Annotated in this window: 17 protein-coding genes and 1 pseudogene; 12 read left to right on the plus strand and 6 right to left on the minus strand. The window is 58.1% G+C overall.

The window, feature by feature from the left end:
• The first annotated feature begins 23 nt into the window (after positions 1-23).
• From RS75_RS13725 to RS75_RS13760, 8 genes are all read left to right on the plus strand, one after another.
• On the plus strand, positions 24-1,223 hold the full coding sequence (locus RS75_RS13725; RefSeq protein WP_045021324.1) for an amidohydrolase family protein: 1,200 nt from the start codon (positions 24-26) through the stop codon (positions 1,221-1,223).
• A 230-nt stretch (positions 1,224-1,453) separates the two neighbouring features.
• Positions 1,454-2,287: a DUF3100 domain-containing protein gene (locus tag RS75_RS13730; protein ID WP_045021325.1), complete on the plus strand. Its 834-nt coding sequence runs from the start codon at positions 1,454-1,456 to the stop codon at positions 2,285-2,287.
• A complete protein-coding gene (locus tag RS75_RS13735) occupies positions 2,284-2,802 on the plus strand; it encodes a hypothetical protein (protein ID WP_045021326.1) in 519 nt (172 codons plus the stop codon). The genes RS75_RS13730 and RS75_RS13735 overlap by 4 nt, the downstream gene beginning before the upstream one ends.
• A 60-nt stretch (positions 2,803-2,862) precedes the next feature.
• Entirely contained in the window at positions 2,863-4,020 is a 1,158-nt protein-coding gene (locus RS75_RS13740; RefSeq protein ID WP_045021327.1) for a M20 aminoacylase family protein, read from the plus strand.
• A gap of 63 nt (positions 4,021-4,083) precedes the next feature.
• A complete protein-coding gene (locus tag RS75_RS13745) occupies positions 4,084-4,995 on the plus strand; it encodes a LysR family transcriptional regulator (protein WP_045021328.1) in 912 nt (303 codons plus the stop codon).
• 135 nt (positions 4,996-5,130) lie between these two features.
• A complete protein-coding gene (locus RS75_RS13750; protein ID WP_045021329.1) occupies positions 5,131-6,018 on the plus strand; it encodes an NAD(P)-dependent oxidoreductase in 888 nt (295 codons plus the stop codon).
• Positions 6,019-6,029: 11 nt separating this feature from the next.
• Positions 6,030-7,571: an aldehyde dehydrogenase family protein gene (locus tag RS75_RS13755; protein WP_045021330.1), complete on the plus strand. Its 1,542-nt coding sequence runs from the start codon at positions 6,030-6,032 to the stop codon at positions 7,569-7,571.
• Between the two features lie 600 nt (positions 7,572-8,171).
• Positions 8,172-9,329, plus strand: a complete 1,158-nt coding sequence (locus RS75_RS13760) for an esterase (protein ID WP_045021332.1) — start codon at positions 8,172-8,174, stop codon at positions 9,327-9,329.
• A gap of 161 nt (positions 9,330-9,490) precedes the next feature.
• On the opposite strand, the pseudogene RS75_RS25650 reads toward RS75_RS13760, so the two are convergent.
• Together RS75_RS25650 and RS75_RS13765 are read right to left on the minus strand one after the other, a co-directional pair.
• Positions 9,491-9,747 (minus strand): annotated as a pseudogene (locus tag RS75_RS25650) (aspartate-semialdehyde dehydrogenase).
• The gene (locus RS75_RS13765; protein WP_052679692.1) at positions 9,748-10,812 is read right to left on the minus strand and encodes an alpha/beta fold hydrolase; all 1,065 of its coding nucleotides are present in this window, start codon (positions 10,810-10,812) and stop codon (positions 9,748-9,750) included.
• Positions 10,813-10,835: 23 nt separating this feature from the next.
• Between RS75_RS13765 and RS75_RS27100 the strand changes: the two genes are divergently transcribed.
• Complete coding sequence (locus RS75_RS27100; protein ID WP_045021335.1) at positions 10,836-11,216, plus strand: hypothetical protein; 381 nt, start codon at positions 10,836-10,838, stop codon at positions 11,214-11,216.
• Positions 11,217-11,262: 46 nt separating this feature from the next.
• Here the strand turns inward: RS75_RS27100 and RS75_RS13775 are convergent, their stop codons facing one another.
• On the minus strand, positions 11,263-11,694 hold the full coding sequence (locus RS75_RS13775; RefSeq protein WP_084686894.1) for a GNAT family N-acetyltransferase: 432 nt from the start codon (positions 11,692-11,694) through the stop codon (positions 11,263-11,265).
• A 190-nt stretch (positions 11,695-11,884) separates the two neighbouring features.
• On the opposite strand from RS75_RS13775, the gene RS75_RS13780 reads away from it, so the two are divergent.
• Positions 11,885-13,900: a hypothetical protein gene (locus RS75_RS13780; protein WP_045021337.1), complete on the plus strand. Its 2,016-nt coding sequence runs from the start codon at positions 11,885-11,887 to the stop codon at positions 13,898-13,900.
• 191 nt (positions 13,901-14,091) lie between these two features.
• Here RS75_RS13780 and RS75_RS13785 read toward each other — a convergent pair whose 3' ends face one another.
• On the minus strand, positions 14,092-16,035 hold the full coding sequence (locus tag RS75_RS13785) for a methyl-accepting chemotaxis protein (protein WP_045021340.1): 1,944 nt from the start codon (positions 16,033-16,035) through the stop codon (positions 14,092-14,094).
• A gap of 549 nt (positions 16,036-16,584) precedes the next feature.
• Here RS75_RS13785 and RS75_RS25655 point away from each other — a divergent pair.
• Together RS75_RS25655 and RS75_RS13790 are read left to right on the plus strand one after the other, a co-directional pair.
• Positions 16,585-16,866 (plus strand): SH3 domain-containing protein, encoded by a 282-nt coding sequence (locus tag RS75_RS25655; RefSeq protein WP_234704278.1) that lies wholly within the window; start codon positions 16,585-16,587, stop codon positions 16,864-16,866.
• A 288-nt stretch (positions 16,867-17,154) separates the two neighbouring features.
• Positions 17,155-18,750 (plus strand): EAL domain-containing protein, encoded by a 1,596-nt coding sequence (locus RS75_RS13790; RefSeq protein WP_045021343.1) that lies wholly within the window; start codon positions 17,155-17,157, stop codon positions 18,748-18,750.
• Positions 18,751-18,807: 57 nt separating this feature from the next.
• On the opposite strand, the gene RS75_RS13795 is transcribed toward RS75_RS13790, so the two are convergent.
• The gene (locus tag RS75_RS13795; RefSeq protein ID WP_160297193.1) at positions 18,808-19,620 is read right to left on the minus strand and encodes a DUF2865 domain-containing protein; all 813 of its coding nucleotides are present in this window, start codon (positions 19,618-19,620) and stop codon (positions 18,808-18,810) included.
• Positions 19,621-19,808: 188 nt separating this feature from the next.
• On the minus strand, positions 19,809-22,574 hold the full coding sequence (locus RS75_RS13800) for an autotransporter family protein (RefSeq protein ID WP_045021346.1): 2,766 nt from the start codon (positions 22,572-22,574) through the stop codon (positions 19,809-19,811).
• Positions 22,575-22,813 lie beyond the last annotated feature (239 nt).

Raw genomic sequence — 22,813 nt, forward strand, 5'->3', positions numbered from 1 at the left:
GGTAATGCATATCAGGAGTTTTCATGAACACGACCAAGACTGTCTTCACCAACGCCAAAATCGCCGGCGGCCTGTTGCGCGACGTCCTTGTGGAGGCCGGGCGGATCATATCGATTGAGCCCGCCGGATCGGATACGGCATCCGCTTCCATCATCGACATCGCCGAAGATTTGCTTGTCCCGGGATTTGTCGAAGGGCATATCCATCTGGATACGAGCTTTTACGGCGACAAATGGATGCCGCATCGCCCCTGCACCAATGGTTTTGACGTGCACGAACGGGTCGCATTCCAGGCGGAAAACATGGCCATCGCTGCACCGATGGATAAACGCGCGCGTGATCAGCTCGATCTCTGCATCGGCAATGGAACGCTCCATATGCGCAGCCACGTCATGGTGGATGGTTCAGTCGGGCTGAAATCGCTGGAAACCATTCTGGCCGTTCGTGAGGACTACAAGGATCTGATCGACATCCAGCTCGTCGCCTTTCCCCAGAGCGGCATCTTGAAAAGTTCCGGCACACCGGAACTGCTGGACGAGGCCATCAAACTCGGTGCGGACCTCGTCGGTGGCCTTGATCCGGCGAGTTTCGACCGCGACGTGAACGGCCATCTCGATGTTGTTTTCGGCGTTGCCGAAAAACACGGAGTGGACATCGACATCCATCTCCACGATGCGGGAAGCATGGGTGCTTTCACCATCGAGGAGATTTGCGCACGAACGGTCGCGCTCGGCATGCAGGGCCATGTCGCAATCAGCCACGCCTATGGGCTTGGTGACCTTCCGCTGGACGCAGCCCGCAAGATTGCCGCCACTATCGCCAGAAGCGGCGTATCGATCATGACAAACGCGCCCGGCAATCACACTTTCCCGCCCGTTGCCTTGTTGCGCCGGGAGGGCGTGACGGTTTTCAGTGGTAGCGACAATATTCGCGATTCCTGGTGGCCCTATGGCGACGGCGACATGCTGCATCGCGCCGAGATCATCGGTTACCGCTCGGGCTTCTACACGGATGACGAATTGAAAGCCGCATTCGATATCGTCACGAGTGAGAGTGCAAAAGCTCTGCGTATAGAAAATTACGGCATCCAGGTCGGCGCCAAAGCCGACTTCGTTACGCTCGCTGCTCCCAATATCCCCCAAGCCGTTGTCTCCTTTCCAAAGAACCGAAAGGTGTTCACGGGAGGAAAACTCGTGGCTGAGGCAAACAGGGTCTTACGCTGACGAGAATGGACACTGGCTTTTTAAACATATCAGTATCCGGTCGAAGCCGATGCTCGAACGGAAGAGCGGTGCGTGGTCGGGCAGTCAAAGGGAGCTGCCCCTCCGTTGCTGAACGAGCAACGCATTGTTCCCACTTCCGGGACTACAAAGTGTCATAGCTCACTTCATATTCGTCGACGACGCACATAAAGAACAACAATCGGTGCGTGACCGACCAGAGGAAGAAAGACATGAGCAAAGCCCTAACATCAGCAGGAAGCTGGTGGCTGCACGGTATCGTCCTGGCCATCGTCGTCGTTGCGGAAATAATTGGCATCCGAAAAGTTCCAATCGGAATAGGAACGGTCGTGTTTCTGCCGATCCTGTACGCGTTTGCCATGGGCATAGCGCTTAACCCGCATATTCTGAAGAAGACGGCAAAGCTTATCCCGCCGAGCGCCGTCAAACTTTCCGGAACCATGATCACCATTGCGATCATGCCGTTTATCGCGAAGTTCGGAACAACGGTCGGACCTCAGATCGAGAAAATCATCGAGGCCGGCCCAGCGCTTGTCTTGCAGGAAATAGGCAATCTCGGGACGATCCTGATCGCTTTCCCGGTCGCCGTGTTTCTCCTGCGCATGGGCCGTGAGGCGATCGGAGCCACCTATTCCATTGACCGGGAACCGAACATCGCATTGATTGCCGATCGTTACGGCCTGAACAGCCCTGAGGGAGCCGGCGCGATGGGCGTCTATGCCACCGGGACGCTGATTGGTACATTCGTCTTCGCAATCATGCCGCCTCTGATCCATGCACTTGGATGGTTCGATTATCGCGCCCTGGCAATGTCCTGTGGCGTCGGCTCGGGCAGCATGCTGGCAGCCTGTACGGGCAGCCTCGTCACGGTCATGCCGGAAAACAAGGACGTCATTCTGGCTCTGGCAGCGGCCAGCAACATCCTCACCTATGCGACCGGTCTTTATGTCGGTCTGTTCGTGGCACTTCCGTTGACGGAGTGGCTTTATAAAAAATCACGGCCTCACGACCCCGCCAACGTGGCTCAGACAGGAGCGAAGATATGAGCATGAATTCAACCCAGACCGCGTCCGCTGAACACACATTGCCATCCGAGGGTGAAGACGAGCGCAAAATCAATGTGGTCCGATACTCCGGACTTCTATTGGTCGCATCCGTCATCGGCCTCGTCTCTAACTGGGTCGGCACGGGCACAGACCCGCTCACCGCCTTGCCGGGCATGAGCATATTGTACCTCGTTTCGGTTGGCGGACTTCTGTTTGCCCGTTTCATGCCGTTCTACCTGCCGGGTGTGGCATGGACGTCGCTGCTTGCGATCCTCGTGACAGTTCCGGGCATTCCGGGTTCGGCCTGGGTGATTTCGCAGGTGGAGGCTCTTAACTTCCTCGCTCTTGCGACGCCTGCATTGGCCTATGGCGGCCTCGCTCTCACCAAGGGCGAGTTCGACATCGCACGAAAATCGGGATGGAAGATCGTCATCGTCGCAATCTGCGTGATGTTCGGCACATATATTGGCTCGGTCTTTATCGCAGACATTGCGCTTCGGATCGGCGGCCAATAATACCAGAACCAGAAGCGGCCGTCCTTCAAGACGGCCGCATTCTTCAGGAGCAGGACCTCGATGCAGCAATTCTTCCCAGGCACCGAAATCGATGAAGCCGTTCAATGGCGGCACCATCTGCACCAGAACCCCGAACTGGGTTTCGAGGAGCAGGAAACGTCAGCTTTCATCGCTGCCCGTCTTTCCGAATGGGGATATTCAGTTCGCACGGGTTACGGCAAGACCGGAGTGGTCGGAACGCTCAGTCGCGGTACGTCTTCAAAGGCGATTGGCATCCGCGCCGACATCGACGCATTGCCGATCCTGGAGCAAACGGGACTTGCCTATGCCTCCCGCACGCCCGGCAAGATGCATGCCTGCGGCCATGACGGTCATGTGTCGATGGCGCTTGCCGCCGCCCGCGCCTGCAGCCGGTTGAACTTCGATGGCACGGTTCATTTCATTTTCCAGCCTGCCGAAGAAAACGAAGGCGGAGGCCGGGCGATGGTCGAGGACGGCCTGTTCCGCGACTTCCCGATGGACGCTATCTACGGTCTGCACAACTGGCCGGCACTGGAGCTTGGCCAATGCGTAGCCAGGGACGACCAGATGATGGCGGCTTTCGGGACATTCGAGATCAAGATAACCGGCCGTGGCGCTCACGGAGCCATGCCCCATGAAGGGGCAGACCCGATCGTGGCCGCATCTCAAATCGTCTCCGGGCTTCAAACCATTGCCAGCCGCAACGTCTCCCCTCTGCAATCCGCGGTCATTTCGGCGACCCAGATTCACGGAGGCGACGCCTGGAACGTCATCCCGGAGGATGTCGTCATCCGCGGCACGACGCGCTGGTTCGAGGAAGATGTCGGCGCGAAGATAGAGACACGCATCCGCGCTTTGGCGACCTCCATTGCAACCGGGTTCGACTGCACCGCGACGGTCGATCATCACTTCCGATATCCGGCGACGATAAACGATCCGGGATGCGCCGCGATCGTCAGGAACATTGCCTCCACCATGCCGGGGATCGAGGTCGTCGACGCCATGCCGAGCATGGCTGCGGAAGACTTCTCCTTCATGCTCCGCGAAAAGGCCGGATGTTATTTCTGGCTTGGCGCGCAGAAGGCCGGCAGGAATCCGGGGCTCCATTCAGCCTATTTCGACTTCAACGACGCGCTTCTTCCCCTGGGGGCGCAGATGTGGGTATCCCTCGTCAACGACCAGCTCAAGGTAGCGTAAGGCGCGTTGCTGCAGCAGCAACGCGCATTGACCCGATAATCGCTCCGGCACAGGATGGCGTTGATGGAGACCATGGATGCCAAAGCATTGCGGATGTTTATGGCCGTCGTCCGCTTCGGCTCGATCCGCAGTGCGGCAGAACATCTCAATGTCGCCCCTTCCGTCGTCAGCCGCCAGATCGCCGATACCGAAAAGAATATCGGCCTGCCGCTGTTCGACAGGACAAGTCGGGGCGTTGGACTGACCGACGCCGGAGAACTGGTGTTTGAACATGGCAAACGCATCCTCGAAGACAACGGCCTGCTGTCGGAACAACTCGACCAGTTGAGAGGTGTGCAACAGAGGCGCATACGGCTTTGTTGCGGTGAAGGTTTTCTCGGGGACCTCATCGAACACGGGCTGAAGCCCTTCGTCACCGTCTATCCGGCGATCCGTTACGACGTCCGGCTGGGAAGCACCGAAAGCCTTCTCGACAGTGTCGCCAATGGCGATACCGATATCGGCATTGCCTACAATCCGGCCATCGATGTGCGTGTTCGGTCTCTCGCCATTTCGCGGCAACCGCTTTGCCTTGTCGCCCCCCTCGGCCACCCGCTGCTGAGCAACCCGCAGGTGGCGCTCGAAGACTGTCTGGCCGGCACTCAATATGCTTTACTCAGCAAAGGACATGGCGTCACCCAGCTGGTCAGCCGCGTGGCGGCCAATTGCGGTGCAGCGGTCACACCATTGATCGAAACGCCGTCCATCGACGCTCTGCGCCGATTCGTGGTCGCCGGACTTGGTGTTACATTCCTCCCCAGATTCGCCGTGTCCACCGAACTCCTGAGGTCGGCCTTGGGTGTCGTCGAACTGAGCGATCCGCTTCTGTCCGAGGCCAGCGCCCACCTGATGGTCAAAGCACGGCGCCGACTGCCCACTTCGGTGGACCGCCTTGCGGGATATCTCGCTGCCGAAATGACGGCCTTCAAGGCCTGATCGGCGTTGCTGAACCCGCAACGCTTTGTACCCGGACACCTCACTACCGAGCATCCCCGTTTGATGAGAACGTCACCGCCTGAATGATCGTCAGCCGATACCACGTGGCATGGCAGATAAAGGGAGTTCGATCAAATGTCGGATGCGAAGCAGACAACTATTGGAATAATTGGCCTTGGAAGCATGGGTCTCGGCATGGCTCAAACGCTGGCTGGCAGGGGTTTCCGGACGCTGGGTTTCGATCTGTCGGACGACAGGAGAGCACTGGCGCAACAGTCGGGTGTCATTGCCATAGATACCATCGGCGGCGCCTTTGAGGAGAGCAGCTTCCTGGTCTTCTCGCTACCAACGGCCAAGGACGTCGCCAGCGTGGTGAACGACCAGATCGAAGTCCTGAAAAGCCGGAGCAATCAGCGGGTAATCATCATCGACACCTCTACGTCGGAACCCGATGTGAGCCGCGAGCTTGCCGCAAAGCTTGCCTTGCTTGGTCACGGTTTTCTGGATGCGCCGGTCAGCGGCGGACCGTCTGGTGCTGCCTCTGGCAAGCTGACGATGATGATTGGTGGCACCGACGAAGACGTCGCCCTTGCACGGCCAGCCATCGAAGCCATGGCGGCCAAAGCCCTGCATGTGGGGCCAAGCGGTGCGGGCAATGTCGCCAAGCTGGTGAACAACCTTCTCGCCGCAGCACACATGGTAACGACCAGCGAAGGTCTGAAGCTTGCTCTGGCTGCAGGGATCGATCCCGAAGCGGCGCTACGCGTCCTCAACGCGGCGTCGGGGCGATCGATGATCAGCGAAGTGCATTTCCCAACGTGGATCATGTCGGACAGGTTCGACAGCGGTTTCTCTATGGGACTGATGCGAAAGGACGTCCGGCTTGCGCATGAGCTTGCAGCAAGGACCGGCGCAGACCTGCCGATGGCAGAGGTCGTTGCAAAACTTTGGTCCGGCTCCAGCGACCTGAAAGATACCGACGACTTCACCCGCATGGGTGCTTTCCAACCCTCTTCAAACTAAGGACGAGCATTATGGGCAACGTAGATATCATCCGCGATCCGGGTCCGCGCATCCGCGAAATCCTCAAGGCTTTCATCGGCACGGAAGAAATCGGCAGTTTCGTCAATGGTGAGATCGTCTTCGGTTCGGGCGAAGAACTCGCCCTCACCGATCCCTCCAGCGGCAAACCCTTCGCCACATACAAAGACGCCGATAGATCGGTGGTCGACAGCGCAATGGATGCTGCAGCCAAGGCGCAACTCGCGTGGATGCAGCTTACCGCCTCCGGCCGCGGACGGGTCATGAACGAGATCGCCCGCAAGATCCGCGAACATTCGGCCGACATCGCTGAAATCGAAAGCCGCTCAGCCGGTCGTCCGATCCGCGATATCCGTGGCGAAGTCGTCAAAGTCGCAGAGATGTTCGAATATTACGCCGGATGGTGCGACAAGCTGCATGGCGACGTCATTCCCGTTCCCACCTCCCACCTCAACTACACACGCCAGGAACCGATCGGTGTGGTTGTACAGATCACGCCATGGAACGCGCCGCTGAACACCGGCGGATGGCAGATCGCTCCAGCCATCTGCGCTGGCAACGCGGTCGTCATCAAGCCCTCCGAGCTGACGCCGCTCAGCACGATCATTCTGGGTCTTCTCTGCGAGCAGGGTGGAGCGCCCCGCGGCCTGGTGAACGTCATCGCAGGACAGGGCTTGACCGCAGGACAGGCAGCCGTGGCCCACGCCAGGACGGGGCTCGTCGTGTTCGTCGGATCGGCGCATGCGGGATCGCTGATTGCGGCGGCGGCGGCCAAGAATGTGGTTCCCTGCATTCTCGAACTGGGCGGTAAATCGGCCAATGTCGTTTTCGACGACGCCGATATCGACCGGGCAATCCTCGGCGCCCAATCGGCGATTTTTGGCGGTGCGGGACAAAGTTGCGTTGCCGGTTCGCGGCTGCTGGTCCACCGTTCCGTTCACCACCAATTCGTCGAGCGCTATGCAGCGGCAACGGCGAAGATTCCCGTTGGCGACCCCTATCTCGACACAACCCAGGTCGGCCCGATCAACAATCTGCGCCAATGGAACAAGATCAGCGAGATGGTTCAGCAAGGCATCAGCGAAGGCGCGCATCTGGCCGCCGGTGGACGCAGGCCAGAGCACCTCGAGGAAACAGGCGGCTTCTATTTCGCGCCCACTATCCTCGACAACGTCTCTCCGAATGCAACGATCTCGAAAGAAGAGGTTTTCGGTCCGGTCGTCGGTGTTACGCCATTCGATACCGAGGAGGAAGCAATCTCGCTCGCCAATGACAATCCCTACGGGCTTGCCGGGGCCGTCTGGACGCAGAACGTCGCAAGGGCACACCGGGTCGCCTCGCAGGTCCGGGCGGGAACGTTCTGGATCAACGGCTACAAGACCATCAGCGTGATGTCACCTTTCGGCGGTTTTGGCAAAAGCGGTTACGGTCGCTCCAGCGGCAGGGACGCGCTTCTCGCCTACACCCAGACGAAAAGCATCTGGGTCGAAACCGCCGCCGAACCGGTCGTTACCTTCGGTTATTTCTCGGGCTGATGAAGACAGGACCGGGCATGACCCGGTCCTTATCTTTCCGAAGGCCTTGCCGCCGCTTGCCCCCGGTGACTTCGATCCTGTGAGGCACTTTGTTTCTTTCGATCTTCGTTGCCTGTCATTCAACGCGCCAAAGCACGGCCATATCCTGTGCCTTGCGGCCACTCCGCCCTCGTTAGCTGAATCAGCCGCCCGTTAACCGCCCTGATCGATGGCGTGGGGTGATGGTTGCTGCTCCACAGTACGATCGCCTGATACCATATAGGTAACCATTGCAATAAGGACGGCAGTCATGAGAATGCCCAGGATCAGTCTCATCCTTAAACTCCTTTTGCTGGAATAGCTCTAACAACCGGCTGGCAGCAAAGTTCACGGAATGACGCCCATACAAGAGGCAGAAGCACAGGAATGCCGGTGGACGGTCCCACATCAATTGATTGATGAGCACTGCCAGCAAATTTCGTTAGCCACGATAAGCGTGCGGGCGGCGCATCTTTGCTTTCGATTTCGAGCGCATTCGCGAGTTAAAGTGTAAAGCGGTTGATAAGGCCAGATACCTCTGCCAGTCTCGACACGAGACCGTTTGATCTGGAGGAGGTTTTCATGCGTTTGTTACTGCCTTGCATCGTTATCGCCAGCTGCATTGTGAGCTCACCGGCCATGGCTTTGGATTTGCCCGCGGTACCGCCCGCCGACCGCCCTCTGAACGAATTCGTCACTTCCGTCGAAAAGGACGGTGGGATCAGCTTCCGTCTCTTTGCCCCCGCTGCGAAGGCCGTTTCGATCGTCCTCGGCCAACGCCTCCCATTGGAGATGAAGAAGGCTGAGAACGGTTTGTGGAGCGTAAGGAGCGAAACGCTGAAGCCCAATCTATACGAATATTACTTTAATGTAGACGGCTTCCGCAGCATTGACACCGGCACCAATTCACCCAAACCGCAGCGTCAGGTAAATACGAGCCTCATTCTGGTGCCCGGCAGCATTCTGGATATCCGCGACGTTCCCCATGGTGAACTTCGCCTCGTGACGATCCCGTCCAAGGCGCTGAAATCTCAACGCCAGACCTATATCTACACGCCGCCGGGCTATAGTGATTCCTCCGCGCCGTTACCCGTGCTTTACCTCTATCACGGCTTTGGGGACACGGTTGCCTCCTGGGTCAGCCAAGGCCGTGCACCACAAATTCTCGACAACCTGCTAGCCGAAAAGAAAATCGAGCCGATGATTGTCGTCATTCCCGATACTGAGGCCGATATCCCCGAAGCGATCCCAGAAAACTTTCCCGGAGCCGACCGTCGCAAGAATTTTTATCCGCTGAACGCTATCGCGGTTGACCAAGAATTGATGGAGGATCTCATTCCCTACATGAGGCAGAACTACCGTGTGCGTGACGACGCAGAAGGACGCGCTGTTGTTGGCCTTTCGCAAGGTGGCTATCAGGCGCTGGTCTCCGGCCTGACCCATCTCGGCACATTCGGCTGGGTCGCCACGTTCAGCGGCGTTTCCACCACTACCGTCCCGAACAAGGCTGTAGAAGCGACGTTGAACGATCCTGAAAAGATCAATGCCACGTTGCGCAACTTCACCGTCACCGTCGGCACCAAGGACGAGATAACAGGCAAAGATATCGCCGGCCTCAAGGCCATATTGGACGAAAAAAAGATCGCCCATGACTACGTAGAATACAAAGACCTCGCGCATGAAATGGACGTGTGGCGTCCTTCGCTCGCAGCGTTCCTGGAAAGGGTGTTTAAGAAGTAATGCCAAATCGGGGTCGATGGCGGCGAGGACCTTAGGCGAGACCAAAAATGCTGCGCAGAGCCGATGGTGTCTTGAATCAGATGCATATGCCGGTTCTGCCTGCGGTGACTTCAGCTATCAGGGAGCGTCGGCCGGGAGGATGCGCAGTCCGGGTTGGAGAGTCATTGCAACCTGGATTTGCCATCAACGCGCCGCCATTCATTCGGGTCGATCAGACGCTGATGCATATAACGGACGGAGTGCAGCGGTCCGTCGAGATTGGCCTGCCGGAAATCGCGGAATTCTGCATCTGTGGAAGATCGGGTGCTGGATCATAGTCCTGCCAGACATGGGTATGAAGAACGGATTCGAATTCCGGGACGTGGTACAGGATACGCGTGATAGTGAGAGCATCCCCACTGAACTGGCGACGGGGCAATTACCGTGAGAGTATGTTCCCCACCTCGACATTCTCCAGCCGCAGTTTGTTCACGACTTCAATGATGGCTGCAATCACCGCGTCGGGCCGAGTGAACTGGATATAATGTCCAGAATCGGGCAGAAGCTGGTGCCGGCTACGCGTCGACCAGGAGGCCTCGTCCTCTTGCAGCTTTCTCCAGACATCGAGACGACGTGTGTCCTCCCGTCGGGACTCCGCCTTTAACGAAGCATCGCTGAGCGGCTCCATCGCCGTGAGCACGACCAAAGGGCGATTACCCAACGTGCGGAGGTTACCCGCCTCCGCCAGTGTCCGATCGATGTTCGTATTCTCAGAGACCACAGCCGTCAGTGACGGACTGACAAAGGCCTTGACCTGTTCTGTGACGTATGCCGGAACGCCGGGCTCTCCGTCACTCGACGCCATGAGGCGGATGATGCCGGTCCAGGCGAGGCTCGACGCGGTCTTCAAGACTTCGCTGGTGGAATCGGACGGCGCATCTGCCACTTCGGCAAATCGAGCGACCTGGTCCGGATGCGAGGCATCAACGAACACCAGCCCCACGACCTGATCGCCGAATTTTCGAGTGTAGGCCATGCTGTAAGGCCCGCCGAGTGAATGAGCAACCAGAACGAAGGGCCCTTTTTCTCCGGCCGTTGTCAGAACAGCATGAAGATCGTCCGCCACCGCGTCGGCGTGCTGTGGCGTAGACTTTGGCTCGCTCCACATAATCCCCGCGCGATCATAGGCACAAGCGCGGGTGACAGCCGCCACGGAGTCATGCACCTTTGTCCACGAAAGCGCGCCGTAACTGTCCAGTCCTGCCTCGAAAATTACTGTCGGCGATCCCTGGCCGCGACAGTCGAGATGGATCTTGCGTCCCCCAATGTCCACAAGCCTGCCTGCAGGCGGAAATTTTACCTCAGCCCAACGCCGCGACAGCGCCTCATAGGCACTGCCAGCCGCAACCAACAGAACCAACAGAACCACCAGACCGAGAGAAAAGCGCATGAAAGATGCCATCAACGTGAGCCGGCGGAATGGTCGAGCGAGCTTCGATGCCATGTTACGGCTCCGTGAGAAAACACGTGGTGTTGCACAATGCCGAAAACATCGGGCAGGTGGAGAAAACGGCACGCACGGAGCCGTTGGGCACCTTGCGAGTTGTGGCATCGCTGCCTATCGGCTCGCGCGTGATCGCGCCGGCATCGCCGCAGTTTCGCGAACGCCCAATTGCTCGCGGTCGGGAATCGCTCAGCGAGCGAACACATTACCAAACCAGCGAAGCAAGCTGGCGAATCGACGCGCCGTTAATCTGGCACAACTCCCCTAAGAGTCACTGCGCGGCAAACGCCGTTGACGTCGCTGGAGGCGAAGACATGACTGAACAGTTTCAAGCATTCGCAAAGGAAACGCCAGCGCAGCAGAAAGCTTGGTTTGCGGGCGACTCGCGGCGGCGTCTGCATTGAACTCAACAACCTGCCATAAGATGGGTCAAACCTGATGTCCGCCTGGTCAGCAAACTTTCCTTGCCATCCCTACCGAGCGCGGGGCGGTTTCAGTAAAACCGAACTGCCGGTAGAGGCGGTTTGCCTGGCCGTCCGCGATCAGACTGACGTAAGCGCTCTCCGGCAACTGGTTCTCAATATAGTCCGACAGTGCTGCCATAATCATCTTACCAAGCCCCCTGCCCTGATGTTCGGGTGTTATCGCGATGTCGGTGACCTGAAAGAAGCAGCCTCCGTCGCCGATGATGCGACCCATACCGACTACTGCGTCACCGCTCATCACGCTGACGCCAAAAATCGAGTTGGGCAAGCCTTTTTCGGCGGCCTCTCTCGTAAAGGGACTGAGACCGGACTGATGCCGCAGACGCAGATAGTCATCGACGTTCGGGATTCTACACTCGATGCGATAGCCATCCCGGGTCAATATGATATCCTCCATTACATGCTTTCTAACAGTGACGTCTTTGCAAACAGTCACCCGCCTGTGTCGCCGTGCCGCTCTGTACCACGCGACCGGGAAATCCTGTTACAAATAATGTCCAACTGTCCCGGTGCCTGCTACTTGCCGAGCAACTTTTGCGTGCTTAAAAGGCGCATAGTCTCAAATCGCATCGCAGAGGACCAACTTCGTGGATCAGGTAAATACCCAGACCGGCAAGGGCCGGAGCAAAGCTCTATGGGCGACGGTTGCGATTATTGCTGTGGCTGCGGCGGGTGTCATCGGGGGCAAAGCCTTCTACGAAGCAAAGGTCAGCGAACTCGTTGCTCGCAGTGGCGCAACCGCCCGTTCCGTAGAGGTCGATTTTCTCGGACAAATTCATGTTCGTGATCTGACTTTGCCGCTTGCAGATGGCAAAAACATTCAAATTGCGGCTATCGATGGACGTCCAAAACTTCCTTTCCTGGATGGCGCCCTGGAAATGAATGGCATCGATATTGAGGTGCCAACCGGGAAGATTTCGATGGCGCATGCGCGCGTCGAGAACGCCGCTTTCAAAAAACCGATCCCCGCAGAGGCCTCCGGCGATGGGAGTGACAAATCTCTCGCCAAACGCATAGAGCGCTTTGCCGCAACGCGTATCTCCGCGCCTGAGGTGACGTTCACGCAGTCCGTTGCCAACACCGAGCAGAAGACCGTTTACAGCAATGTTGCTTTTTCTGACATCGCCAACGGCCGTATCGTCAGGTATTCAGCCGACAACGCCAGCTACGACATCCAGATGGGCCTGCCGGATGGCAATGGTGTGGTGCAGAAAAAGCATCTGATCGTGTCAACCGGCGCCACAGCTGGTCAGGACTTCGATGCTGCTTACCTCGCAAGGCTCTACACGGAAAAAGCAGGCCCAGAAGACAAGGAAGCAAAGCCTCTTTATGGCCCGCTATCCGTTAGCAAGATTTCGTTCTCGGATGGGGACAGTCATTTCAGCTACGACGAAGTGCGTAGCGACGGCTTCAGTGCCCGCATGCCGGCCGAGCCGCTTGTGGAAACGCTGGAAGCACTGACGGCGGCCGCAAAGACTGAGGAGCTTTCGCCTCAGGAACGCCAGGCATTTTTCGCCAAGGGCGTGTCCATTCTCGACATGATCGGCAAGAGCAACATGCAGTTGCTCGGGTTTAAGGCCGACGCACCAGATGAAAACGAAGGGTCGGCCGGCAAAAGGGTCAACGTCGCCATTGATCGTATCGAAATGCAGATGGACAGCCTAAAGCTTGATTTCGGCCTGAATGGCATGTCGGTCGGAAGTGGCGAGGACAAGATCGAAGTCGCCGAGGCAAGCCTCAAGGGCTTTGACTGGGGTTCCACGATCGAGGGTCTTTCCAAGATCGTCGGGCTCGATGAGACACAGATTGAAACTTTTCCGTTTAATCACCTGATACCGGAACTGGGAACGGTCCGCGTCGGGGGTATCAACTTCGATGTCGCCGCACCGAAAAAGGAAGGGGAAGAGACAGCGGGCACACCTGAACGCATCAAGTTCACGCTCAGGAATTTCGAGATGGGGCTGACAAAGCCCTTCAATGGCATCCCGACCGATATCCAGATCAGGCAGGATGACCTGGCTCTTCCCATCCCGGCAGATTCATCGGAGGAAGTCTTTGTTGAAGCGCGCAAGCTTGGCCTCGAGACCCTCGCCTTTTCTTACGCCCTCGCCGCAGGCTGGGACGAACCGAACAAGAACCTGGTGATCCGGGATATCGCCATCAGCGGCAAGGACATTGGCAGCGTCAATTTTTCCGGTCTGGTGAGCGGGTTCACGGAGGAGTTTTTCTCCTTCGACGTTAACCGCACTCAGGCCGCCCTTTTCGGGCTCGCAGGTCGCGAGGTGAAACTCACGATCAGGGACGAAGGCATGATGGCCAAGGCGATCAAGCTTTATGCTCTGCAAAACGAGATGACCGAGGATCAGGTGCGCGGCACTCTGACGTTGGTGGCCAGCGTGATGTTGCAGCAGGTCGCGGCTGAACAGCCGAAACTGCAGAGTGCGGTGGAAGCGCTGGTTCGCTTTCTCAGCACTCCTGGCACCCTGACGGTAACGGTCAAATCCACAGGTGCAAATGGCCTCGGTCTTTTTGATCTGGTTGCGGCGTCCGACAATCCGATGCTTCTTCTCGACAAGCTCGATATTCAGGCGACGGCGGAATAAGCAGTCCGCGCTCCCGAACGGCTCAAGTTCCAGTTTTATGAGCTTGGGTCAGTCCGGGGCGAGCAGGGTTTTTATTGCTCAAAAACAAGACACCGGAGACCAGAGGCTGAACCTCCAATCTCCGGTGTCAGCCTTTAAGGCGATGCTTTCAGTGCCTTACTTGGCGTCGGGCGTGAACGACGCGGCGATTGTCAAAACTCTTCCCAGTTGTCCGCAGAGGTATTCAGCGCGGCATTGCCGGAGAACGCGGCCCTGATTTTTCCACCGAGGTTGCGGGCGGGAGAAGCTGTGGGCCTGTCTGCTGAAGAGGCAGTTCGAACCGGTGCAGAGGCTTCGCCGTAACCGCGTTCGGACAATTTAAACTGGGCAATCAACCCGTTGAGCGAGGACGCCTCACGTGCGAGACCGTGGCTTGCGGCAGTGCTTTCCTCCACCATGGCGGCGTTCTTCTGCGTATCCTGATCCATCTGGTTCACAGCCGTATTGATCTGCTGGAGACCGGAAGATTGCTCATGCGCCGATTCTGCGATTGCCAGGACGTGCCGGTTGATTTCCTGCACTTCCGTGACGATCAACTCCAACGCCCTGCCGGTTTCGCCAACCAGCTGCACACCTTGCTGAACCTGACTGTTCGATGTCGTGATCAGATTCTTGATCTCCTTGGCGGCACCGGCGGAACGCTGCGCCAGTTCGCGAACCTCCTGTGCGACAACGGCAAACCCCTTGCCTGCGTCACCGGCACGGGCTGCTTCCACGCCAGCATTTAGTGCCAGAAGGTTCGTCTGGAAGGCAATCTCGTCGATCACGCCGATAATGTTGGAAATTTCGTTTGCGGATGTGGCGATCTGCTCCATGGCAGCGACCGCGTTCTGAACCACTGCCCCGGACTTTTCCGCGCCGACTTTTGCACGGCCGACGAGTTGGCCCGCTTCCTGCGCACGTCTGGTCGAGTCCTTCACCGTTATGGTGATCTCTTCCAGCGCAGCTGCGGTTTCTTCAACGGCTGCCGCCTGCTGCTCCGTGCGTCTCGCCAGATCGTCTGCCGCAGCCCTGATCTCATTGGCGCCGGAGTCTATGCCGCGCGCATTCTGTGCCACCTGACTCAGGGTCGATTGCAGTTGCTCCGCTGCCCTGTTGAAGTCGCCGCGAATACCATCGAGGCTCGACACGAAGGGTTGAACGATGCGGTAAGTCACATCGCCCTGAGAAATCTTCGAAAGGGCCGTCGCAAGGTTGTCGACGGCAAATTGCACGTCGGCGGATTCCTTAGCCTTCTGTTTTTCGCGCTCGATCCGATCCTTCTCCGAGGTTGACCGGTTGGCTTCAGTCTCGTTCTCAAGCCGAACGCGCTCGATTGCATTCTCGCGAAACGCCTGAACCGCAGCGGCCATCTGCCCTACTTCATCCCTGCGGTCCATTCCGTCAATTTCGCTCTCCGTATTACCGGCCGCCAGCGATCCCATCCGCGCCCGAAGCCGCGCAATCGGAGTGGTGATACCACGGGAGGAAACAAACAGGCCGAGTGCAATCAGCGCCAGAGAAACAAGTGCAATAGCGACCAGACTTGTCCAGATCGTCGTGTTGGTACTGGCTGTGAGGCGCGCTCTCCCCTCGTTCATGACCTGGATAAGCTGCTCGTTGCCCGCGCTGATTTTCGGCGAGACCTCGGTAATCTTGCGCAGGACATTGAGCGCCATCTGCTGCGCTTCGGCACGCTGTCCTGCCTGCATCAGGGCAATGACCTGATTGCCGATATCCTCGACTTCGACAACACCTTTGAGGATGTCACGGGCGGCATCCGTGCGTGCCGGCACCAGTTCCATGATCTTGTTCTGCCGTTCTTCAAGTTGCTTGCGGTCAGCCCTGAAGGTTTTAACGGCGGCTTCGAAATCACTGCTGGTCGGGTCATTGAGGCTGGCGCGAAGCATCTGCATGCCGAGTGCATTGAGGTTTCCGCTGGTTCTGGCATTCAGCACCGCAGCAAGGGCCTCATTGGCGATGAAATCGCTATAAACGTTATCGGTATTTTTGTATTGCAGGCTGACGTAGCTTATACCGGAAAGCGACATCAAACTCATCAGCGAGATGACAAAAACGACCTTCGTTTTTATCTTGGTGTTCTTCAGGAAAGACATGATTGGCCTCAAGGCAAGCGCTCCGCCAGCCGCCCGCTTGGGACGTCAGGGAACATATGATGAAACATTGCGGGTAGCTGTTGCCCCTCATGGGGCGACAAGCGGATGTCCTTGTTCGAACCGCCACGAGGCAGACCGAGTGAGCCGCTTGTTCTACCGGCTCCGCCGATGAAATATTGGAACCTGCTTATTTTAGATTTCACGAAACCACTGAATGAAGTGTTACCTCAGCCATGCAAATGATGACATTTTGCGGCGCCGCCAAATTGCGCGGGCATGGATTTTGGGCAGAGCGATATTGCGCCATCAAACCAGCAACCAAAACAACAGATCAGCCACCTGGACGATTCACTATGTTTGGCACATCACGTTGTATTTACGAGGGCAGCGCGACATTATTCCCGCCGGAGTTGAACCAACTCTGAAACAGCCGGGAGGACGATGATGTTTCGAAACGGGTTCAAAACGGTGATATTTGCCGGTTTCTGCCTTTTGTTCATGCAGGCGATAGCGGCAGCGGCGCCAGGACACACGACTGCGAATGTCAACATGCGCAGCGGCCCGGGAGCGGGCTATCAAAAGATCGCCACGCTGCCTGCGGGTGCACGGGTGAATGTCGGTCGCTGTGTATCGAACTGGTGCAGCGTGCGGGCGTTTGGTGTTTCGGGGTGGGTTTCAGCCAATTATGTGAGTCACGCAGGGTGGCAAAGACCCGTCGTGATTGCGCCGACGATCATCGTTCGTCCGCCGCACCGGCCGAGACCTCCGCACTGGAACAGGCCCGGCCGTCCCACATGCAGGATCGCTCCGGGTTATCCCTGCCCCCGGTGAAAACGGGCTGCTTCGAAATGGCTTTCTGGTTGTGACCTTCACGGGCAAGTCTTTGAGTTTTGCGCAGCGGCCAGCAATTACTCCGGACTGAATTCTGGCCAAGTCTGATGCCGCCATTTCGGGAGGGCTATCGGGCTTGGTCTGTTTTGTGGCTTCGAACGGTAGTTCATCTGAAATTCAAGCGGACTGGAGCCGTTTGTGGATCGAACAATCGGAATAATCTTGGAAAAAATATCTGGCAGGCGCATGGACAGTAACGCTCAATTGCATCCGCGAGAGTACCGGTAGATGGAAGCAAGACGTTCCCGTATCATCGCGCTTGGCGTTCTTCTGGGAGTCCTCGGCGCCGTCATCCCTATTGCGACAATGGCCTACACATCATGGGTGATTGCCGTCAGGAAGGATCAGGATACCCTGAAAGGGCTTGCTAGCCAGGCAATTCAACGCGCATCCTATACGTTCAAGGCCGCCAAGGATGTTCTGGACACTGTCGAGGCCGCCCATCTGCCGCCGTGCTCCGCCGAACACATCGAATTGATGCGCAAGCTGACGATGGGTGCACCGACGGTGGAGGAGGTCGGGTACTTCGAAGACGGCCACCTGAAATGCACGTCCTGGGGCGTTACCGAGGGGTCCTTTCCTAAATCCCGCACCGAATATACGACGCCCGACGGCATGGAAGTCGCCGTCCGGATCGAGCCGACTGTCAGCCAGGGCACGCGAATGACGGCGCTTCACTTCGGCGCTCACAATGTTCTCGTCGCCCCCTCGCGTTTCGTCGATATTCTTATCGATGACAGCATGTCCCTTGCCCTTACAAACGAACAAGGCGTTCTGATAAACCAGCTGAACGCGCCCGACCCGCAGCTTGTGAAAGCACTGGCGGACGAACCCAAAAGAGGCATGACGGACGAGGTGATCTACGCCGTCAGCCGCGGTGACGGGCTGGTTGCCATTGCAATGGAGCCGCGTGCAAACATTACCGCGAAGGTTCGGGGCGAGCAGATATTTTACCTGCCCGCCGGGGCGATCATCGCGGCATTCCTTGTCGGGACCGTGATCTGGTTATCGAGGAACCGTCTGTCGCCCCTTGCCGAACTCGGCATTGCCGTCCGGAAGCGCGAATTCATCGTTCACTACCAGCCGATCGTGGAACTAAAGACGGGTATCTGCATCGGAGCGGAGGCGCTTGTCCGATGGCGACGGCCGGACGGTCTTTTGGTGCGACCTGACCTCTTCATACCGCTGGCGGAGGAAAGCGGGTTGATTCTGGCGATTACCGATCAGGTCGTCGATGCCATCGTCACCGATCTGCGCAAGGTGCTCGTCGAGGACCGGACATTGCATATCGCCGTCAACCTATGCGCGGCGGATGTCGCATCCGGTCGCATCCTCACAGTCATCGCGGAGAAGCTGAAGCATACGGGCATCAGGCCCGAACAAATCTGGCTGGAAGCGACGGAGCGCGGCTTCATCGATATCGAAGCGGCAAAGATCACGCTTGCCGAGGCGCGGCGGCGGGGCCACTCGGTGGCGATCGACGATTTCGGCACCGGTTATTCAAGCCTGCAATATCTGCAGGGGCTTCCGATGGATGCGTTGAAGATCGATAAATCCTTTGTCGACACGGTGGGCAAGGACACTGCGACAAGCTCGGTTACATCGCACATAATCGGTATGGCCAAAGCGCTCGGTCTGTTTACCGTGGCGGAAGGTATCGAGACCGAAGATCAGGCGGAATATCTCAAAGCGCAAGGCGTCGACTTCGGGCAAGGCTGGCTGTTTTCCAAAGCGCTGCCCGTCAGCGAATTCGTTGCCTACCATCGCCTCACGAAACAGAAATACGGGGCGTCCCCTGAAATCATTCAGGCGGCGGCCAAATAACACGGCAACGCCCGGTATGCGGGCGACCGGCTATCGCTGACTATCCATCCATTGGACCTACCGCTCCTTGTCCAACTGGGCCTTGGCTCTGAACTCGCCCTCGCTATCTTGAAGGAAGACAGGCCCCACAATCCGGACTATCCGATCGCCGCTCTGCGGTGAAACGGGTTCCACGAAAGCCGCCACAGGGGATGTGACGTTTTCCGGCCTCAGAGACGGCACGGGAATGATGGAGCTGGTGAGATCGGTGGTCGAAACGGTGCGGGCGCTGAGTTCGTTGATCCGCGCGAAATAGCGGGACCAGTTGCATGAATTCTGGCCCGGATCCGTCTGATATCGAAATGCGGTCGCAAGGCTCTTATACGGTGTTCTTGTCTCAACCGACAGCATCTCAGATGTTTCCAGCTGCGGATCTTCAAGAACATAGACTGTCATAGCCGGATTTTCGCAAATGAAGCGGCATTGGTCGATCGCGAATTTGGCATAATTCGATCCGCCAAACTGTGAGTTCGGCGCGGGAAAGTGATATCCGTCCGAGGGGCGAACGCAATAATACAGGGCGTTGCGGGCATAGACATCGGATCCCGCACGCCGTTCCGGTCCCGGCGTGCGCTGCTGTCTGGGGCTTTCGCAACCAAGCGATTGATAACGTGCCTGCAACGAGGCGGAACGCTCGCTCCCGCGCGCGGCCGCAAGATCGTTCTCGGCATCCGCGCGTTGGCGGGCAAGCCCCCGGCAGGCATTGAACAACCCACCCGATGCGGCCTTCTCAGGCGTGCAGGACCGTTGTCTTTCGAGCGCCCGGATGGCGGCTATCTGGCGCTGCTTCTGCGCCGTTTCCGCGCTGGATGCGCTGGCGCTCGCCCCCATCTGGCTTCTTATCGTCGAGCAGCTTTGGGCCAAAGCCGGGTCGGAGCCCGCAAGGAGGATCAGACCGCATGTCGAGAGTAAAATCCAACGGAGCATCATGAGGCAGGCTCACCTAACGTTAGAGAGTAGCATTTCGGGTCTGATTTCCTGGGGCGGCCAATTCTCCTGGTGTGCCGACCGCCTGCGGATCACCATTTGACGCTAAGGCCGATATTGCCCTCCCAGCTGCGCGTTTTCTCGCCTCCGAGATTGGTCGTGTAGTCCACCGTCGCAAACAGGCTCACCGTCTCCGTCAGAGCGGCGGTGACGCCACCACCAAGCTCGAGCGAGGTGCCGCCGATCTCGGTAACGATCGGATCGCCCGCAAAGCGCACCGTCTGGCCGGACGAGAAGCTGTGCCAGAGATTTGCCTTGAGATAGGGCTGGATGAGCCCGGCGCTCGTCTCGTATTTGCCTTGCAGCCTCAAGCCCAGCCGGCCGGTGACGGTGTCATCACTGTCGAAGGAGACCGAGGAAAAACGATCGGCGGTATCGTCCAGCGAGAGGTGCTGCCAGACGATCTGGGCCTGGGGTTCGAGGTTCCAGCGGTCGTTGAGAGCGATCGGATAGCCACCTTCCAGCGAGGCGGTCACGCCGGAACCGTCGATGTCGATCGACTGGCCGGCATTTGACGAGACGTGGCCGTCGAACCAGGTCCCCATAAGGACGGCATCCACGTACCAGCCCTGCGGCGCGATGTGGCTCCAGTAACCACCAATGCTTGTACCGCTGATTTTGACGTTACCCACGGCAAGGTCGTTCCAGCCGAGCGCCTGCCCCTTCACATCGCCATCCATTTTCGCATAGGCGACGAAAAGACCGAACCGGTCGAAATGCCCGTCGCCTGTTTCACGGCCGAGCAGATCCTGCCCGGCCTGAAGGCCGTAGAGATTGCCATCGAAGCTCGGCGAAACGGTGCCGTCCCACTTCATCTCGGTGTTCTGGCCGAAGGTTCTGCCCCAAGTATTGGGCATCCATCCGTCGTCCTGAAGCAGCGCCTGTTCGCCGCGCCGCTCATGGAATGTGCCGAGTGTCGACAGAGCCAGATATTGCGCCAGGGGCTGCGCAGCCGAATAGGTCGGAACCTCGACGCGATAGAGCGGCACGATATCGGCAATCACCGGCGTGGCGCCCGGTGTTGGCGGCACAGCCGTGGCGGACGGGATCAGTGCGAGTGTGGTCGGCGGCACGGGTGGCGCGGGAGGAGGATCTGCAGCCCCTGCCGCCTGTGGCGTGGGTGGAGCTTCCGGCTGCGGATCGCCCGCATTGATGGGAGGCGTCGGATCCGTCGGGTCCGTCGTCGGGTCTCCTTCGGTCGGGATGGGCGTCGGCGGCAGTTGCGAAGCCGGAGGCGCGCCGGTGATATCAGGCGCCTCGGCCTCCGGTACAACGACCGGCTGAAGCGGGTCCGGCGCGCCTGCAATCGCCCCGCCGCCTGACACGATCGTCGAGCGGAGATACCAATTGTCCTGAGTGCCGGCCGAAACGCCACCTTTGAACAGATAATATTCGTAGGCACCGGCGGCAACGCGGCTGTTGAGCGCAAATGCGCCGCCGGCAGTGACTGCACCGTTCACGGCCTCGACAACCATGATCCCACTCGCGGTGGTCATCGCGCCGGAACCTCCGGCATTGACCACGTTCATCCCCGTGCTGCCGGATGCAGTGCCTCCGTCGATGACCAGTCTGTCGGAAGCGGAGCCGTCGCTGCCAAGAACGGTGTCGAGAAAGATCTGGCCGCCATTGCCCACGTAATTGCCGGAGACCGTGAACGTATCCGAGGCACTGGCGCCGCCATTGGTGAGATCGATGCGACCTGAATTTACCAGATTGGCGAAAGCACCGGCCGTGAAAGCGGAAACTCTTCCGTTCTGCCCACCGCCATAGACCGTGCTGGCGGAATCCACCGTCAACGTGCCCGTGCCGGTACCGCTGTCACCCAGCGTCAGCGTTCCGTCGAAAACAAGTTCGCTATCATTGGTGAGATTTATCGTTTCCCAGCTGTCGAAGCGGGCGACGCCCTGTGTCTTGACGTTGCTCATCATCAGGCTGTCGGTTCCCAGACCGCCGCTTATCTGCGTGGTCGCGCCTATGTGGGCATTGGCAAGATTGGTGAGCGTGGCGGTGTCGTCATCGCCGCCAAGGTCGATCGCACCATAGATGATGCCGCCGCCGTTCCAGTCGAACCTGTCGTTGCCGAAGCTCAGCAGCACGTTGCCGCCAATCACGCCACCGGTAACGGTCACGCTGTCGGTTCCGCCGCTGACGCTGATATTGCCGCCGATCGTTCCGCCCGAGAGAATGATGGTGTCATTGCCGAAACCCGTCACCAGGTTCTTGTCGATAATGCCGCCCGACATGTCGAAGACGTTATCATCGAGCTTCATGTTGACACGGCCGATACGGCCACCCGTCATGGTAGCGATATCGCCATCATCAAACGCATCGATGATACGTCCATCAGACATGAAGAAAGTGTCGAGATTGTCGCCCTGGTTGAGTGACTGGATGGTGCCGCCCGTCATCCGGAAATCGTCAATGCCACTGCCTTGCTGCACATTGCCGGTAACGGTTCCGCCGGAAATAACAAAGCTGTCGTTGCCGTCTCCCTGGACGATGGCGCCGTTAATGCTGCCGGAATAAATTTCGATCCTGTCGGCACCGGCGCCAAATGTGACGTTGCCCGCGATGGTTCCCGTGCCGGCAGTTGGAAGAAGCAGCGTATTGTCACCGCTGAGATCGCTCAAACCGCCAATGGAGGTCCCGCTGTCACAGATATAAATGTCATTTCCGGGAGTTGGAAGAAAACTGCAGGCCGCGTCCGCGGGCGCGCTGGAAAAGAAAAACAATCCCGACATGAGTGTCGTGCCGGACAACAATGTTACGGTCCGGTTGATAATGATACGGCAACGCATCGTCCTCCGCCTTTCGGTATCCCACAGCCCCCAGGCCTTCGCGCTGGCGAAGTACAACTCCCCCGAGTTTCTTCCCGTGAATATTAAAGACTGCTAATTTTCATAGGCACAACCAAAGATCGGTCGAAGCGTTACCATTTTTGTGATGATGTGGCAGGAATGCGACAAATTGACGCGGACTTCGCAAACAAGAAGTTACTTCTTATGGTTGAAAATTAGTAACCGCGACAAAACGTCCA

It is taken from the genome of Rhizobium nepotum 39/7 (genome assembly GCF_000949865.1).
GTDB lineage: Bacteria > Pseudomonadota > Alphaproteobacteria > Rhizobiales > Rhizobiaceae > Agrobacterium > Agrobacterium nepotum.